General features: G+C 67.6%; 15 protein-coding genes and 1 pseudogene. 10 read left to right on the top strand and 6 right to left on the bottom strand.

The window, feature by feature from the left end:
- The first annotated feature begins 5 nt into the window (after positions 1–5).
- The 5 genes from ACV229_RS05275 (at position 6) to ACV229_RS05255 (ending at position 4,899) form a co-directional block, all read left to right on the top strand.
- Positions 6–1,121, top strand: a complete 1,116-nt coding sequence (locus ACV229_RS05275; protein ID WP_448082066.1) for a YbdK family carboxylate-amine ligase — start codon at positions 6–8, stop codon at positions 1,119–1,121.
- A gap of 508 nt (positions 1,122–1,629) precedes the next feature.
- Entirely contained in the window at positions 1,630–2,274 is a 645-nt protein-coding gene (locus ACV229_RS05270) for a MarR family winged helix-turn-helix transcriptional regulator (RefSeq protein WP_448082065.1), read from the top strand.
- A gap of 28 nt (positions 2,275–2,302) precedes the next feature.
- Positions 2,303–3,013 (top strand): glutamine amidotransferase, encoded by a 711-nt coding sequence (locus ACV229_RS05265; RefSeq protein WP_448082313.1) that lies wholly within the window; start codon positions 2,303–2,305, stop codon positions 3,011–3,013.
- Positions 3,014–3,111: 98 nt separating this feature from the next.
- On the top strand, positions 3,112–4,224 hold the full coding sequence (locus ACV229_RS05260; RefSeq protein ID WP_448082064.1) for an NADH:flavin oxidoreductase/NADH oxidase: 1,113 nt from the start codon (positions 3,112–3,114) through the stop codon (positions 4,222–4,224).
- 147 nt (positions 4,225–4,371) lie between these two features.
- Positions 4,372–4,899, top strand: a complete 528-nt coding sequence (locus ACV229_RS05255) for an SET domain-containing protein (protein ID WP_448082063.1) — start codon at positions 4,372–4,374, stop codon at positions 4,897–4,899.
- A 48-nt stretch (positions 4,900–4,947) separates the two neighbouring features.
- Here the strand turns inward: ACV229_RS05255 and ACV229_RS05250 are convergent, their stop codons facing one another.
- Together ACV229_RS05250 and ACV229_RS05245 are read right to left on the bottom strand one after the other, a co-directional pair.
- On the bottom strand, positions 4,948–6,432 hold the full coding sequence (locus ACV229_RS05250) for a sensor histidine kinase (protein ID WP_448082062.1): 1,485 nt from the start codon (positions 6,430–6,432) through the stop codon (positions 4,948–4,950).
- A 123-nt stretch (positions 6,433–6,555) separates the two neighbouring features.
- Entirely contained in the window at positions 6,556–7,248 is a 693-nt protein-coding gene (locus ACV229_RS05245; protein WP_006401494.1) for a response regulator, read from the bottom strand.
- A 125-nt stretch (positions 7,249–7,373) separates the two neighbouring features.
- Between ACV229_RS05245 and ACV229_RS05240 the strand changes: the two genes are divergently transcribed.
- Positions 7,374–7,604 carry a DUF3717 domain-containing protein gene (locus ACV229_RS05240; protein ID WP_448082061.1) on the top strand — a complete coding sequence of 77 codons (231 nt, stop codon included), beginning with the start codon at positions 7,374–7,376 and terminating at the stop codon, positions 7,602–7,604.
- 92 nt (positions 7,605–7,696) lie between these two features.
- On the opposite strand, the pseudogene ACV229_RS05235 reads toward ACV229_RS05240, so the two are convergent.
- Both ACV229_RS05235 and phhA read right to left on the bottom strand, forming a co-directional pair.
- Positions 7,697–8,014 (bottom strand): annotated as a pseudogene (locus ACV229_RS05235) (4a-hydroxytetrahydrobiopterin dehydratase); the annotation flags it as partial.
- A gap of 113 nt (positions 8,015–8,127) precedes the next feature.
- Positions 8,128–9,021: a phenylalanine 4-monooxygenase gene (gene phhA, locus ACV229_RS05230; RefSeq protein ID WP_448082060.1), complete on the bottom strand. Its 894-nt coding sequence runs from the start codon at positions 9,019–9,021 to the stop codon at positions 8,128–8,130.
- A gap of 138 nt (positions 9,022–9,159) precedes the next feature.
- Here phhA and ACV229_RS05225 point away from each other — a divergent pair, with 138 nt between their 5' ends.
- A complete protein-coding gene (locus tag ACV229_RS05225; RefSeq protein ID WP_448082059.1) occupies positions 9,160–9,645 on the top strand; it encodes an Lrp/AsnC family transcriptional regulator in 486 nt (161 codons plus the stop codon).
- A gap of 44 nt (positions 9,646–9,689) precedes the next feature.
- Here the strand turns inward: ACV229_RS05225 and ACV229_RS05220 are convergent, their stop codons facing one another.
- Together ACV229_RS05220 and ACV229_RS05215 are read right to left on the bottom strand one after the other, a co-directional pair.
- Positions 9,690–10,223, bottom strand: coding sequence for a class IV adenylate cyclase (locus tag ACV229_RS05220; protein WP_448082058.1), 534 nt, complete (start codon positions 10,221–10,223; stop codon positions 9,690–9,692).
- Between the two features lie 176 nt (positions 10,224–10,399).
- Positions 10,400–11,299, bottom strand: a complete 900-nt coding sequence (locus ACV229_RS05215) for a LysR family transcriptional regulator (protein WP_448082057.1) — start codon at positions 11,297–11,299, stop codon at positions 10,400–10,402.
- A gap of 344 nt (positions 11,300–11,643) precedes the next feature.
- Here ACV229_RS05215 and ACV229_RS05210 point away from each other — a divergent pair, with 344 nt between their 5' ends.
- The 3 genes from ACV229_RS05210 (at position 11,644) to ACV229_RS05200 (ending at position 15,378) form a co-directional block, all read left to right on the top strand.
- Complete coding sequence (locus ACV229_RS05210) at positions 11,644–13,329, top strand: GMC family oxidoreductase (protein ID WP_448082056.1); 1,686 nt, start codon at positions 11,644–11,646, stop codon at positions 13,327–13,329.
- Between the two features lie 517 nt (positions 13,330–13,846).
- Complete coding sequence (locus ACV229_RS05205; protein WP_448082055.1) at positions 13,847–14,626, top strand: ABC transporter ATP-binding protein; 780 nt, start codon at positions 13,847–13,849, stop codon at positions 14,624–14,626.
- The gene (locus ACV229_RS05200; protein WP_448082054.1) at positions 14,623–15,378 is read left to right on the top strand and encodes an ABC transporter ATP-binding protein; all 756 of its coding nucleotides are present in this window, start codon (positions 14,623–14,625) and stop codon (positions 15,376–15,378) included. The genes ACV229_RS05205 and ACV229_RS05200 overlap by 4 nt, the downstream gene beginning before the upstream one ends.
- Positions 15,379–15,406: the final 28 nt, after the last annotated feature.

Here is a 15,406-nt window from a genome sequence, read left to right as displayed (position 1 = left end):
CTGCCATGGCACTCGAAACCTTCGTCAATTCCGAGCCGTTCACGTTCGGCGTCGAACTGGAAATCCAGGTCGTCAACACGCACAACTACGATCTGACGAAAGCGGCATCCGACCTGATGCGGCTGATCCAGGGTGAAACATTCCCGGGCAACATCACGCCGGAAATCACCGAGAGCATGATCGAGCTGTCGACCGGCATCTGCCATACGCACGAGCAGGCGGTCGGCGAGCTGCATGCGATCCGCGACGTGCTCGTGAAGGCGGCCGACCAGCTGAACGTCGGCCTGTGCGGCGGCGGCACGCACGCGTTCCAGCAGTGGAGCGAACGGCAGATCTACGACGCGCCGCGCTTCCAGTACATCTCCGAACTGTACGGCTATCTGGCCAAACAGTTCACCGTGTTCGGCCAGCACGTGCACATCGGCTGCCCGGACCCCGACAGCGCGCTGTTCCTGCTGCACTCGATGTCGCGCTTCATTCCGCATTTCATCGCGCTGTCCGCGTCGTCGCCGTTCGTGCAGAACGTCGACACGGGCTTCCATTCGGCGCGCCTCAATTCGGTGTTCGCGTTCCCGCTGTCCGGCCGCGCGCCGTTCGTGCTCACCTGGAACGGCTTCGAAGAGTACTTCATGAAGATGGTGAACACCGGCGTCGTCAATTCGATGAAGGACTTCTACTGGGACATCCGGCCGAAACCGGGCTACGGCACGATCGAGGTGCGCGTGATGGACACGCCGCTGTCGGTCGACCGCGCGGCGGCGATCGCGTGCTACATCCAGACGCTCGCGCGCTACCTGCTGACCGACCGTCCGCTGAAGCTGTCGGAGGACGACTATCTCGTCTACACATTCAACCGCTTCGAAGCGTGCCGCTTCGGTCTCGAAGGCACCTGCGTGAATCCTCAGACCGGAGAGCGCCGCACGATCGCCGAGGACATCCTCGACACGCTCGACCGGATCGCGCCGCATGCGGCCGCGCTCGGCTCGCGCGCGGCGCTCGACGAGATCGGCGCGCTCGCGAAGGCGCGCGTGAACGACGCATCGTGGCTGCGTACGGTTTTCAAGCAGGAAAAATCGCTGAACGAGACCGTCCGCCAGCAGTGCTTACGTTGGCGTGAATGAAAAATTGTTTTGCTGATTGCAGGCTCGACCGCGAAGCAATTCGCTGAACGGTCGTTGACGCGCGTCAATGCCGAAATCGTTCTCAAGCCCCCGGGCGCTCTGTGGATAACCCGATATTCCGCTGAAAACTCAACAGCCTGTGGAACGGATAACCCGGTGGATGATAATCTTGCGGCTGCCGATGGACCGACTGCGGAAAATGTTGGCCACTCCTTTATGGCGGCCCGGCGGCATTGCGCGCACAACCGGGATCTTGGGTTATTCAGCCGTTATCCACAGATTGGAAGGGATAACTTAGCTGTGCGATTTTCCGCTGTCGCTTAGAATGTCGGCTTTGCGGACACCGGAACGATATGTGCGCGACCGGTAGACGCGATGGCGGCCGCCGCATGTGCCTTGCGACGGCCGTGCCGGATGCACTCGGTTCGGCGCATCCATTTTGAGATAGAAATTCGATCTCCACACTACGGCCGTCCGGCCATCCGGGCGGCGGCAAAGCGAAAAGACTATGAGCGAAGGCGTTTACGGGAACCAGGCTGCAGGGCGTGTGACCCACAGTTTGCTGCGGTTGAGTACGGCCATGCGGAGCCAGGCATGGGATTGGGCGGAAGGCGCCGGCCTCACGCCGACGCAGGGCGAGATCCTGGTGCTGCTGCTGCAGCGCAAGGGCCCGATGCGGCTTGGCGAGATCGCGCGCGAGACGCAGCTCACCGCGGCGACGACGAGCGATGCGGTGAGCACGCTCGAGACCAAGGGCCTTGTCGAAAAGCGCCGTGCGCTGGACGACGGCCGCGCGCTCGCGGTGCGGCTCTCCGCCCGCGGCCGCACGGCGGCGAAGAAGGCGCTGCAGTGGCCGGAGTTCCTGACCAAGGCAGTCGGCTCGCTCGCCGCGGACGAGCAGGGCGCGCTGTACCGCGCGCTGCTGAAGACGCTGCGCGAGCTGCAGGTGGCGGGTGCAACGCCGCCGCACCGGATGTGCGTGACGTGCGCGCACTTCCAGCCGTCGAAGGCGTCGAAGAAGGCGGCCGCCACGCACTATTGCGCGGCGCTCGACCTGACGCTCGCGGACAGCGACCTGCGCCTCGATTGTTCGGTACACGAAGAAGCGGACGCGGCGACGCAAAAGAAGATCTGGAAGATTTTCGCGGCCTGACGTCCGTCGATCGACCGGGAGGCCGATGATGAACGCTGAAGTCGTGGCGATCCGCCACGTGCATTTCGAAGACCTCGGCAGTTTCGAGCAGGTGCTCGGCGAACGGGGGAGGCGGGTGCGCTACGTCGACGTCGGATCGTCGCGGGTCGAAGTGCTCGACGTGCTTCAGCCATCGCTCCTCGTCGTGCTCGGCGGGCCGGTCAGCGTGTACGACGATGCGCAGTATCCGACGACCGCGCCGCTCGCGGCGCTCGTCAAGCAGCGCATCGACGCGGGCCTGCCGATCCTCGGCATCTGCCTCGGTGCGCAGTTCATCGCGCGTGCGCTTGGCGCCCGGGTCTATCCGGCCGCGCAGAAGGAACTCGGCTGGTCGCCGCTCGCGCTCACCGACGCGGGCCGCGCGTCGCCGCTGCGTCATCTCGACGGCGCGGCGACGTCGATGCTGCACTGGCATGGCGATACCTTCGACCTGCCGGGCGGCGCGATCCATCTCGCGTCGACGCCCGCATGCCGCCACCAGGCGTTCTCATGGGGGCAGCATGTGCTGGCGCTGCAATGCCATCCGGAAATCCGTGCCGACCGCTTCGAGCCGTGGCTGATCGCGCATGCGGGCGAGATCGCCGCGACGCCGGGCGTCGACGCGCGCCAGTTGCGCGCCGACACCGCGCAGCACGGCCCCGTGCTCGAGACGGCCGCGCGGCGGATGTTCGGCGAATGGCTCGGCAGCGTCGGGCTCTGACGCAAGCGCACGGTCGCTTGACTTGACCCCCCTTCCTGCGCGCTTTTTGCGCGCGTGCTACGCTCAGCCGCTGTTCCCCCATCGAGCGAGCAGCCTCCATGACAGCGCTGTTTACCCCGTTCACGCTGCGCGGCGTGACCCTTCCGAACCGGATCGTCGTATCCCCGATGTGCCAGTACTCGGCCGAGCGCGGTGAGGCGACGGACTGGCACATGATTCACCTCGGCCATCTCGCGCTGTCCGGCGCGGGGCTACTCTGCATCGAAGCGACCGCGGTCGAGCCGGACGGGCGGATCACGCACGGCGACCTTGGCCTGTGGGACGACGTCACCGAAGCCGCGCTGAGACCGGTGCTGGCGGCGATCCGCAACCATGCGCCGATCCGCATCGCGATGCAGCTGTCGCATGCGGGGCGCAAGGCGTCGAGCCACGTGCCGTGGGATGGCGGCCAGCTCATCCCGGTCGCGGACGGCGGGTGGCTGCCGCATGCGCCGTCGGCGGTCCCGCACAAGGACGGCGAGACGCCGCCGCTCGCGCTCGATACCGCGGGGCTCAACCGGATCCGCGACGCGTTTGCGGCGGCCGCCAGGCGCGCGGCGCGGCTGGGCATCGACGCGATCGAGGTGCACGCGGCGCACGGCTATCTGCTGCACCAGTTCCTGTCGCCGCTCGCAAACCGGCGCACCGACGAATACGGCGGCTCGCGCGAGAACCGGATGCGCTTTCCGCTCGAGATCGTCGAGATCGTGCGCGCGGCGTTTCCGGAGGACCGGCCGGTCGGCGTGCGCGTATCGGCGACCGACTGGGTCGAAGGCGGCTGGGAGCTCGACGATACGATCGCGTTCGCGCACGAGCTCAAGCGCCGTGGCTGCGACTGGATCGACGTGTCGTCGGGCGGCGTGTCGCCGCTGCAGAAGATTCCGCTGTCGCCCGGCTATCAGGTGCCGTTCGCGCAGGCGGTGAAGCGTGCGGTCGGGATGCCGACGATCGCGGTCGGCCTGATCGACGAGCCCGCGCACGCGAACCGGCTCGTCGAGGCAGGGGATGCCGATCTCGTCGCGATGGCGCGCGCGATGCTGTACGACCCGCGCTGGCCGTGGCACGCGGCCGCGGCGCTCGGCGCGCAGGTGACGGCGCCGCCGCAGTACTGGCGCTCGCAGCCGCGCGAGCACAAGACGCTGTTCGGCGACATCGCGTTCGGCCAGCGCTGAGTACGGCTGAATGCGGGTGGTGCGGGGTGTGCGGTTGAACGAAGCAATCCCGAACGTGTAGGATGCGGGTGATTCGCCGCATGCCCTGACGCGGCGCCGATCGGCGCCGCGTTTTCATTTCAAGTCGTCTTCAGAAGGATTCGTTCGATGAGTTCACGCAGGATCGCGGTGCGCCGCTCGGGAGTGCACGGCAGGGGCGTGTTCGCCGTGGCGCCGATCAAGACCGGCGAACGCGTTGTGGAATACAAGGGCGAGCGAATTTCGTGGAAGGAAGCGCTGCGCCGCCATCCGCACGATCCGAACGAGCCGAACCACACGTTCTACTTCGCGCTCGAGGAGGGCGGGGTGATCGACGGCAAGGTCGACGGCAACAGCGCGCGCTGGATCAACCATTCGTGTGCGCCGAACTGCGAGGCCGAGGAAGTCGACGGGCGCGTGTACATCCACGCGCTGCGCGACATCGAGCCGGAGGAGGAGCTGTTCTACGACTACGGCCTCGTGATCGACGCGAAGCTGACGAAGAAGCTGAAGCGCGAATACGCATGCCATTGCGGCGCGGAATCGTGCCGCGGCACGCTGCTCGCGACATCCGAAGCGGATGCGAAGACGAACAAGAAGAAGAGCGAGGCCGCGTCGAAGGACGGAAAGGCCAAGGACAAGAAAAAGAAGAAGTGAGCGGCGGCGCACGCCGTGCGCCGCTTGTCCGCGATACCGTCGGTGCCCTCAGTGGGTCGACGCCGTGGCCGGCGCGGCGCTGGCCGGCACGGCCGCCTTCTGCTCGACGAGCGGCACCTTCACCACGAACCGCGAACCGCCTTCCGGCGCATCCTCGTACGACACGGTGCCGCCGTGCATCGCGATGATGTCGTGGACGATCGCGAGGCCGAGGCCCGCGCCCGTCTCGACGCCGTTGCCGCTTTGCGCATCGCCGCGGAAGAACCGCTTGAACAGGTCCGCCTGTTGGCTCGCGGGCACGCCCGGGCCGTTGTCCTCGACGACGATCTCGGCCGCCGGCGCACCCGTGTCGAGCACCGTGCGCGCGACGTTCACCGTGATCCGCGCGCCGTCCGGCCGCGCGAGCGGCACGTACTTCAGCGCGTTGTCGAGCAGGTTCGCGATCACTTCGCGCAGCAGCACGGGGTTGCCGCGCACGAGCAGCGCCGTGCCGTCGTCGGGATCATCGCTGCGCTGGAAGCCGAGGTCGACGTGCGACGCAAGCGCGCGCGGCACCCATTCGGCGCCCGTCTCGAACGCCATCGCGGCGAGGTCGACGTCGACGAAGCGCGCAGCCTGTTCGCCGGGCTCCGCCCGGGCGAGCGACAGCAGCTGGTTCGACAGCCGCACCGCGCGGTCGGCCGCCGCGCGCAATTCGCGCACCGCGGTGAGGGTCTGCTGCGGGTCACGCGCGACGGCGGCCTGTTCCGCATGCAGCTTCACCGCGGTGAGCGGCGTGCGCAGCTGGTGCGCGGCGTCGGCGATGAACTTGCGCTGCGCGTCGAGCGCGGTCTTCAGGCGCCCGAGCAGCGCGTTCATCGCGCTCGTCAGCGGCCGGATCTCGAGCGGCACGTCGGTTTCGTCGACCGGCTCGAGCGACGTGTGGGTCTGCCGGTTCAGCGAATCGGCGAGATGCGTGAGCGGGCCGAGCTGCTGGTTCACGACGCGCCACACGATGCCCCAGCCGGCGAGCAGCAGCAGCAGCAGCGGCATCATGATCGCGACGAGGAATTCGGCCGCGATCCGGTAACGGTGCCGGACCGGCTGCGCGACTTCGACGACCATCGGCTTGCCGCCGTCGACTTCGTCGACGCGCACCTGCGCGACCCGCACCGCGCGGTTGTCGTATTCGGCCTCGAACACGTACGCGTGATGCATGCGGCGCACGTTGGTGCCGCGCAGCGGCAGCTTCGGGTCGCCGGCGAGTTCCTGCTCGCCGTCGCTGATCCGGTAGATCAGCGCTTCGGCGGGATCGGAGAACATCGCCTGCGCGAGCGGCGGCACCGTGAACGGCGCGTCGGGGCCGGCGATCTGGATCTGTTTGGAGATGGCGGTGGCGAGATCCGCGAGCGAGCGGTCGATCACGTGCTGCGTGTATTGCCACGCGAGCCAGTACGCAATCAGGCCGCTCATCAGCGCGAGCATCGACAGCGGCGCGGCGAGGCGCCGCAACAGCGAGCGGCGCAGGCTGTTCACAGCCGGATCAGAAGACATTTCGGGCAGGAAATGGATAAGCGCCGCTCACGGGGAGCGGCGCGGTCGGGCAGCGGGGCGCACAGGCAGGCGCGGGACAGGCAGACACGGGCGGACGCCCGCCGAGGGTCTGCGTCCGGCCGGTCAGACGCTGGCCGTCTGGCGGATTTCCTGCAGCAGGTAGCCGAAGCCGCGAACCGTGACGATCTCGACACGGCACTGCTCGAGCTTCTTGCGCACGCGGTGCACATAGACTTCGATCGCGGTGTCGCCGAGATCGCCGCCGAAGTGCGTCAGGTGATCCTGAAGCTGCGCCTTGCTGACGACGCGGCCGTGACGCAGCAGCAGCATTTCGAGCACCGCGAATTCGCGCGGCGACAGCTCGAGCGGCTTGTCGTCGTTGAAGATGCGGCGGTCGACGCCCGACAGGCGGACCCCGCCGAGCGACACTTCCGGACGCGGCATGTCGCTGTGCGGGCCGCTGCGGCGCATCACCGCGCGGATCCGCGCTTCGAGCTCGGCCGGCTCGAATGGCTTCAGCATGTAGTCGTCGGCGCCGGAGTTCAGGCCCTGGATCCGGTCGTTCAGCTCGTCGCGCGCGGTCAGCACGATCACGGGCGTGTGCCGGTTGGTCTGGCGGAACCGGGTGAGCAGCGTCATGCCGTCGATGCCGGGCAAGCCGAGGTCGAGGATCACGAGCTCGTGACGGTTCTGCGCAAGCGCCTGCTCGGCAAAAATGCCGTCGTGCACCATGTCGACGGTGAAGCCAGCCTGTTCGAGGCTGCTCTGGATACCGCGTGCGATGGGGCGGTCGTCTTCGATCAGAAGGAGTCGCATGAATTTCGCTCAAGTACAATGGGTTGGCGGTTCAGGCACGCGGACAGCACGACGCCGTTTCCACAGGGCGCCGCCGCAAGGTCTGACGTCAAGCAGGCGGCCAGCGAACGATACAAAAACCAACCATGTCCGATATTTCGATCCACGACCTTGAAGCCGCGATCAATTTCTGGCGCGCCCGCTCGCCGTCGAGCGGCGACGAACTGAGACTCTGCGAAGAGGCTAGCGCGCTCTCCAAGCCGTATGCGCTGCTGATTGTACAGCGCCAAACCGCCGTACAACTGGAAGGTTTGGACCCCAAGGCACGGAAAGCGTGGGACGCTTACGTGCGCCTTAAGGAAGGCTTGGAAAGCTGAAGGCTTTCGCTGAGTACATCGTAGGAAACGTTCATCGAAATGAAAAGTTGACGCGCCGCGCGCCGAAAGGGCGCGCGGGCGGAAAGACATCGTCAGGCGGCGGGCTTCGCGTGCGCGCCGACCTGGTCGATGAAGAGGGCGAGTTCGATGTCGCGTTCGGTCAGGCCGTCCGCATCGTGGGTCGACAGCGTGACGTCGACGCGGTTGTAGACGTTGAACCATTCCGGATGGTGGTTCATTTCCTGCGCCTTGATCGCGACGCGCGTCATGAAGCCGAAGGCCTCGTTGAAATCAGCGAAGCGCAGGCTGCGCTGGATCGCGTCGCGGCCCGGTACGGCCGTCCAGTGCGGCAGGCGCTCGAGTCGGGTCTTGCGTTCTTCTGATGTGAGTTTGTGGATCATCGTGCACCTCGTTCGGAAACGGCGGGCTGCGCGCGACCTCCGTCGCCCGGCAGCGCCGCCGGCACCGACCATTCTTCCATAGTTGTGTGTCAGATGTCGGCACGGCGTGCCGCGCCGCATTGTCACGCGTCTGCGTCGTCCGGCCAGCCTTCGCCCGTGCCGCGATGCAGCACGCGGTCGGTATCGAGCACCGCGCCGGCCGGGTATTCGGGCAGGCCGGCGAGCCGGTCCGCGAGCGCGCGACCGTCGACGTGCGCAAGCGCGAACAGTTGCGCGAAGTCGTCGATCACGAAGTAGGTCTTCTGGAACGTGTCGATCCGGTACCGGGTGCGCATCACGCGCTCGAGGTCGAAGCCGAGCCGGTTCGGCGCCGCGCTTTCGACGCTGTACAGGCTCTCGCCCTTGCTCGACACGATGCCGGCGCCATAGATCGACAGCCCGTTGGTGCCGCGCGGGTCGCGGATCAGCCCGAACTCGACGGTGTACCAGTAAAGGCGCGCAAGCCGCGCGAGCGCGTGCGGATCGTCGGCGACCGCGAGCGCGATACGGCCATATGCCTGCATGTAGTCGGCGAATACGGGGTCGATCAGCAGCGGCACGTGGCCGAACAGGTCGTGGAAGCAGTCCGGTTCCTGCAGGTAGTCGAGCTGGTCGGGGCGGCGCATCCACCAGGTGACCGGGAAGCGCCGGTTCGCGAGATGCTCGAAGAACACGCGGTCGGGCACGAGCCCCGGCACCGCGACGATTTCCCAGCTGGTCGCCGGCTTCAGCTGGCGGTTGACGTCCGCGAACGACGGCACGCGGTCGGCGGGCAGGTCGATCTTCGCGAGCCCGGCGACGAACGCGTCGCACGCGCGGCCCTGCAGCAGCGCGGACTGGCGCGCGTAGAGCTGATGCCACACCGCGTGGTCGACCTGGCCGTAGCGTTCGAGCGGCTGGTCGATGGTGAAATCGGCGCGGGTTTCGAGGCCCGCGTCGAACTGTTCCTGCAGTTTCGCGGTGACGACGGTGGACATGTTCGGCTCTGCACTCAGCGGTTGGGATGCATGCAAGTGTAGAGCGGGACTCGCGCGGATTGGGCGCAAAGTTGGCGGTGATTCTTCTATCAATGCGATAATCGCGCATCAAATAACGGAATCACGCGGAGAATTCTCATGCTGGAACTCGATCACTTCGACCTGGCGCTGCTCGACGTGCTGCAGCGCTTCGGCCGGGCCACGCATCAGCAGCTCGGCGAGGAGGTGCCGCTGTCGCCGTCGCAGATCGGCCGGCGCCTGCAGCGGCTCGAGGCCGCCGGCGTGATCGAGGGCTACCGGGTGATGCTGCGGCCGGAGAAGCTCGGGCTCGGCGTCACCGCGTTTACGAGCCTGAAGCTCAAGCACCACGGCGATTCGATCATCGAGCAGTTCCAGCAGCAGATCGACGTGCTGCCCGAGGTGCTCGAATGCCACGCGGTGGTCGGCGACGCGGACTACCTGCTGCGGATCGTCGCGCCGGACCTGAACGCGCTGTCGCAGTTCGTGATGAAGAAACTGATGCGCGTGCCGGGTGTCGACAGCGTGCGCTCGAACATCGTGCTGACGACCTTCAAGCGCAACGGGCCGTTGCCGCTCGGGCATCTGGAGCCGGGCGCGGCGTAACGGTGGCGGGCCGGGGCCCGTTCCGTCATTGACGTGACCAGGCCCTAGGCCGCCGTTTCCGGCGCGCCGGCGTTCAGCAGGTCCACATACGCGACCGCGACCAGATCGTCGTGCGGCACGCCGAGCTTCGCGAACACGTCGTGCGCTTCCGCTTCGCCGCCCGCTTCATCGTCGTCCGGCCCGAGCACGACTTCGAGCTCGATGAAGTCGCCGAGGCCGTCGACGCGGTCGAGGTGAATGCGCGTGCGGCCCGCGAGGTACACGTGGCGCTCCTTCGTGACGATGCCGCGCGTCGTCAGCGCGGTCGCGAGCAGCGCATGCATCGCGTCCGGGTTCGTCACGGGGCTGCGCGTGTAGTACGACGCTTTCGGGCCGTCGCGGTCGTCGCGCTGGTAGAAGATCAGCTCGGCCGGCGTGCCGTCCTCGAAGCGGCGCAGCTTCAGCCGGCCGCGCGGCACGTCGTAGAAGAAATCCTGCTGGCGGTAGAAAAGCGGCGCTTCGGTGGCGAGCGCCGCCGCGCGTTCGCGCAGCCGGTCGAATTCGCGGGCGCGGGCTTTGATCTCGATGTTGCGGGCCATGCTGTCTCCTTCGGTCGGCTGGACGGGTGCGAACGCACAATCTAGCAAAAAGCCCGCGACGGCGGCGTGACGGCACGCTGACGGCGTGCAGACGTCGCGCGGGCCTGCCTGGACCGGTGCGGGCATCCGATCCGGCACGCATGCGCGAACGTCTCGCCGCACGCCATCAGCATCGCTCATATCGCCCACTGCGCGTCGATCAGGCGCAGCGCGGCCGCGATCGCCGGCTCGTCGCGCCGCGCGGCGAGCGTCACGAACGTCAGGTCGGTCGGCACCGTCACGCGCTCGACGATCGTCAACGCGTGCGCGTGCGCCTGCGCCAGCGCGGTCGAGTCGCGCGCGAGGGTGAGCCCGATCCCCGACTTGACGAGGTCCAGCATCGACTGCTCCTGGTCGACCTCGGCGACCTTCACCGGCTGCGCACCGGCATCCGCGAACCGGCGCGACAGCAGCCGGTGATGCGCGGACTGCGGCGGCGTCCAGATCCACGGCAGCGCGGCGAGCGCGCGCCAGTCCTGCGCACGCTGCACGCGCTCCTTCCAGCCGGCCGGCGCGAGCACCCGGTACTGGAAATGCGTGAGCGTCACGGTGTGGAACAGCGCCGCGTCGCGCGGGTCGTCCTCGCCGGGCTGGCCGATGTAGTAGCCGACGTCGAGCGCCTGCGCGCGCACCTGCTCGAGCACCCAGCCCGACATCCCGTGCCGCAGCGCGGTCTCGATCTGCGGATGGGTCTCGACGAGCGCGCGCAGGAACCCGCCGAGCCGCAGGAATTCCGGGTCGAGGATCGTGCCGATCCGCAGCCGGCCGCGCACCTCGTGCCGCAGCGCGGCGGCCGCGCGCTGCACGTCGGCCGCGGCGGCGAGCGCGCGTTCCGCGTGCGGCAGCAGCGTCTGGCCGTCGCGCGTCAGCGCGAGTCCGCGCGACGTGCGGGTAAACAGCACGACGCCGAGCGTCTGCTGCAGATGCTTGATCTGCAGGCTGACGGCCGGCTGCGTGACATGCAGCTGCTCGGCGGCCCGCGTCAGGTTCCCTTCGCGGGCCACCGCGGCGAATGCGCGGAGCAGGGTGAGGTCCATCGTCGTGATCGGTCGTCAGTGATATAAGCGCGGCTTATGATGCATTTGAGCATAACTCATTGGATCGGCGGCGCGCACCGGGAGTACGCTGCATCGGTCGCGTGACCCGATGCGGCCGTCCGCGCGGCAACCGGCGGGCGTACGGGACGGATCGGGAGGCGCGGGAGGCAGCCGCCGCCCGACGCGCTATGCTGGAAATGGCCGCCGCGCGCACGCGTGCGGCACACAACAAACGCGCTTTGCATGGGGCGGCGCAAGCGCCAAAGCGCTAATGCGGGTCGACCGCGAAGCATGGGACCCGCGTAAGCGCTAAAGCGCTAACGCTGGTCGACAGGGGACAGGTCGTGAACACTGAACGGACGTTCGAGGGCGAATTCGACTACGTGATCGTCGGCGCGGGCACCGCGGGCTGCGTGCTCGCGAACCGCCTGACCGAAGATCCGGATATCCGCGTGCTGCTGCTCGAAGCAGGCGGCAAGGACGACTATCACTGGATCCATATCCCGGTCGGCTATCTGTATTGCATCGGCAACCCACGCACCGATTGGCTCTACAAGACGCAGCCGGAAGCGGGGCTGAACGGCCGTGCGCTGTCGTACCCGCGCGGCCGCGTGCTCGGCGGCTCGTCGTCGATCAACGGGATGATCTACATGCGCGGCCAGCGCGAGGACTACGACAGCTGGGCGCAAGAGACGGGCGACGCGGGCTGGTCGTGGGACAGCGTGCTGCCGATCTTCAAGCGCAGCGAGGATCACCACGCGGGCGCGAGCGAAGCGCACGGCGCGGGCGGCTACTGGCGCGTCGAGAAGCAGCGGCTGCGCTGGGAGATTCTCGACTCGTTCGCGCAGGCCGCGCAGCAAACCGGCATCGCGGCCACCGACGACTTCAACGGCGGCGACAATTCGGGTGTCGGCTATTTCGAGGTGAACCAGAAACGCGGCGTGCGCTGGAGCGCGGCGAAGGCGTTCCTGCGTCCGGCGATGTCGCGGCCGAATCTCACGGTGATCACCGGCGCGCAGGCGCAGCGCGTGATCTTCGAAGGGCGGCGCGCGGCCGGCGTCGAATATCGCGGCGGCGGCACCGAGTTCGTCGCGCGCGCGCGCGACGAGGTGCTGCTGACGTCGGGCGCGGTCAATTCGCCGCAGCTGCTGGAACTGTCCGGCATCGGCGACGGCCGGCGGCTGCAGGCGCTCGGGATCGGCGTCGTGCAGGACCTGCGCGGGGTAGGGGAAAACCTGCAGGACCACCTGCAGCTGCGTATGGCGTTTAGCGTCGACGGCGTGCGCACCCTCAACACGCTCGCCGCGCACTGGTGGGGCAAGCTGATGATCGGCGCCGAATATGCGCTGTTCCAGCGCGGGCCGATGTCGATGGCGCCGTCGCAGCTCGGCGCATTCGCGAAATCCGACCCGGACGACCCGGCGCTCACGCGCCCCGACCTCGAATATCACGTGCAGCCGCTGTCGCTCGAGCGCTTCGGCGAGCCGCTGCACAGCTTCAACGCGTTCACCGCGTCGGTCTGCCATCTGCGGCCGACGTCGCGCGGCAGCATCCACATCGCGAGCGCCGACCCGGGCGCCGCGCCCGCGATCGCGCCGAACTATCTGTCGACCGACTACGATCGCCACGTCGCCGTGAACGCGCTGCGGCTCACGCGCCGGATCGCGTCCGCGCCGGCGCTCGCGCGCTACCGCCCCGACGAGATCCTGCCGGGCGCGCGCTACCGGAGCGACGCGGAGCTGGTCGAAGCGGCGGGCGCGGTCGGCACGACGATCTTCCACCCGGTCGGCACCTGCCGGATGGGCCGCGCAGACGACGAGCGCGCGGTGGTCGACAGCCGGCTGCGCGTGCGCGGCGTCGACGGGCTGCGGGTTGTCGATGCGTCGGTGATGCCGTTCATCACGTCGGGGAACACCAATTCGCCGACGCTGATGATCGCGGAGCGCGCGAGCGACATGATTCGCGCGGACCGCCGCGCGGCGCGCGATGCGACGCAGGTGCGGACCGATGCGACCGCGTCCGCCGCGTGACGGGCGCGACTTGCGCGACAGCGGGCCGACGGGCGGGCGGCGGCTAGTTCGATATGCAGATCAACATGGCGGCCCGCCGATTATTTCGGTTTAAAGAATATTGGTGGATAGGCGCGTCACAATGACGCGCCGGATTTTTGTTATGTAATTTGTTGCGAGATTTGTTGCGTAAGCGCGCGCAAATGGAATGCGATCGCGCGCTGCCGCGCGCACCGCGCTGTGGCGCGGCCGGGCGCGCATGCGCGACGCGAACGGCACGGATCGCGGAAAAAAACATTCCGTAAAACGCGGTTCCTATCCGTTCGATATGGCGGCCAGCCCTATAAGTGCAAATCCCGATGATTGCACTGCACCAACGGGGCGACAATGTTCCGCAGTGTGCAGACGCGTCGGCGCGGGAGACCACCCACGACGCGTGACATAGAGCTCGGGGGCAGCCTTACTCATCCGCTGACATGTTCGCGGCCGCTTGCGCGACTCCTCCCAGTGCTTCGCCTGACTTCGTACGGAAGGGAACATGATTCTCGGCGACACGATTCTCGAAACACGCGGACTGACGAAGGAATTCAAGGGCTTCACCGCCGTGAACGGCGTCAATCTGCGCGTGCGCCGCGGTGCGATCCACGCATTGATCGGACCGAACGGCGCGGGCAAGACGACCTGCTTCAACCTCCTGACCAAATTCCTGACGCCGACGGCCGGCCAGATCGTCTTCAACGGCGTCGACATCACCGACGAGCGGCCCGCGCAGGTCGCGCGGCGCGGCATCATCCGTTCGTTCCAGATCTCCGCGGTGTTTCCGCACCTGAGCGCATTGCAGAACGTGCGCATCGGCCTGCAGCGCGCGCTCGGCACCGAATTCCATTTCTGGCGCAGCGAGCGCACGCTGAAAGCGCTCGACGACCGCGCGATGGACCTGCTCACGCAGGTCGGCCTCACCGATTTCGCGCACGTGCCGACCGTCGAGCTCGCGTACGGCCGCAAGCGCGCGCTCGAGATCGCGACGACGCTCGCGATGGAGCCGGAACTGATGCTGCTCGACGAGCCCACGCAAGGGATGGGCCACGAGGATGTCGATCGCGTGACGGCGCTGATCAAGAAGGTCGCGAGCGGCCGCACGATCCTGATGGTCGAGCACAACATGAACGTGATTGCCGGCATCTCCGACACGATCACCGTCCTGCAGCGCGGCGAGGTGCTCGCCGAAGGCTCGTATGCGGAGGTATCGAAGAACCCGCTCGTCGTCGAGGCATACATGGGCAGTGCCGACGCGGCGCTCGCGGGGGCGCACGCATGAAGCATAGCGAACGGGAGGAACGCGAATTGAGCGGCGTCGAAAGCGGCACGCCTGCGCTGGACATCTCGGGGCTCGAAGCCTGGTACGGGGAATCCCACATATTGCACGGTGTCGACCTGACCGTGCACCGCGGCGAGGTCGTCACGCTGCTCGGCCGCAACGGCGCGGGCCGCACGACGACGCTGCGCGCGATCATGGGCCTCACCGGGCGGCGCAGCGGGTCGATCAAGGTCGCGGGCAACGAGACGATCGGCCTGTCGACGCACCGGATCGCGCATTACGGCGTCGGTTACTGCCCGGAGGAGCGCGGGATCTTCTCGAGCCTGTCGTGCGAGGAGAACCTGATGCTGCCGCCGATGATCGGGCCGCGCGAAAACGCGATGTCGCTCGACGACATCTACGCGATGTTTCCGAACCTCGCGTCGCGCCGGCAGAGCCAGGGCACGCGGCTGTCGGGCGGCGAGCAGCAGATGCTCGCGGTCGCGCGGATCCTGCGCACCGGCGCGAACCTGCTGCTGCTCGACGAGATTTCCGAGGGCCTCGCGCCCGTGATCGTGCAGACCCTCGCGAAGATGATCGTCGCGCTGAAGGCGCGCGGCTACACGATCGTGATGGTCGAACAGAACTTCCGCTTTGCCGCGCCGCTCGCCGACCGTTTCTACGTGATGGAGCACGGCCGGATCGTCGAGCATTTCGGCGCGGCCGAACTGGACAGCAAGATGCCGATCCTGCACGACCTGCTCGGCGTGTGACGCCATCCCCTGGCCGCTAGCCGTGGCG

The sequence above is a fragment of the Burkholderia sp. MR1-5-21 genome (assembly GCF_053427715.1).
This window is presented reverse-complemented; position numbering and strand designations above follow the sequence as displayed.

Bases quoted from the DNA above. Each gene is read 5' to 3' on its own strand.
- ACV229_RS05200 (WP_448082054.1), top strand. From the start codon at position 14,623: ATGAAGCATAGCGAACGGGAGGAACGCGAATTGAGCGGCGTCGAAAGC.
- ACV229_RS05205 (WP_448082055.1), top strand. From the start codon at position 13,847: ATGATTCTCGGCGACACGATTCTCGAAACACGCGGACTGACGAAGGAA.
- ACV229_RS05240 (WP_448082061.1), top strand. From the start codon at position 7,374: ATGTCCGATATTTCGATCCACGACCTTGAAGCCGCGATCAATTTCTGG.
- ACV229_RS05220 (WP_448082058.1), bottom strand. From the start codon at position 10,223: ATGGCCCGCAACATCGAGATCAAAGCCCGCGCCCGCGAATTCGACCGG.
- ACV229_RS05265 (WP_448082313.1), top strand. From the start codon at position 2,303: ATGAACGCTGAAGTCGTGGCGATCCGCCACGTGCATTTCGAAGACCTC.
- ACV229_RS05270 (WP_448082065.1), top strand. From the start codon at position 1,630: ATGAGCGAAGGCGTTTACGGGAACCAGGCTGCAGGGCGTGTGACCCAC.
- phhA (WP_448082060.1), bottom strand. From the start codon at position 9,021: ATGTCCACCGTCGTCACCGCGAAACTGCAGGAACAGTTCGACGCGGGC.
- ACV229_RS05255 (WP_448082063.1), top strand. From the start codon at position 4,372: ATGAGTTCACGCAGGATCGCGGTGCGCCGCTCGGGAGTGCACGGCAGG.
- ACV229_RS05250 (WP_448082062.1), bottom strand. From the start codon at position 6,432: ATGTCTTCTGATCCGGCTGTGAACAGCCTGCGCCGCTCGCTGTTGCGG.
- ACV229_RS05260 (WP_448082064.1), top strand. From the start codon at position 3,112: ATGACAGCGCTGTTTACCCCGTTCACGCTGCGCGGCGTGACCCTTCCG.
- ACV229_RS05215 (WP_448082057.1), bottom strand. From the start codon at position 11,299: ATGGACCTCACCCTGCTCCGCGCATTCGCCGCGGTGGCCCGCGAAGGG.
- ACV229_RS05225 (WP_448082059.1), top strand. From the start codon at position 9,160: ATGCTGGAACTCGATCACTTCGACCTGGCGCTGCTCGACGTGCTGCAG.
- ACV229_RS05275 (WP_448082066.1), top strand. From the start codon at position 6: ATGGCACTCGAAACCTTCGTCAATTCCGAGCCGTTCACGTTCGGCGTC.
- ACV229_RS05245 (WP_006401494.1), bottom strand. From the start codon at position 7,248: ATGCGACTCCTTCTGATCGAAGACGACCGCCCCATCGCACGCGGTATC.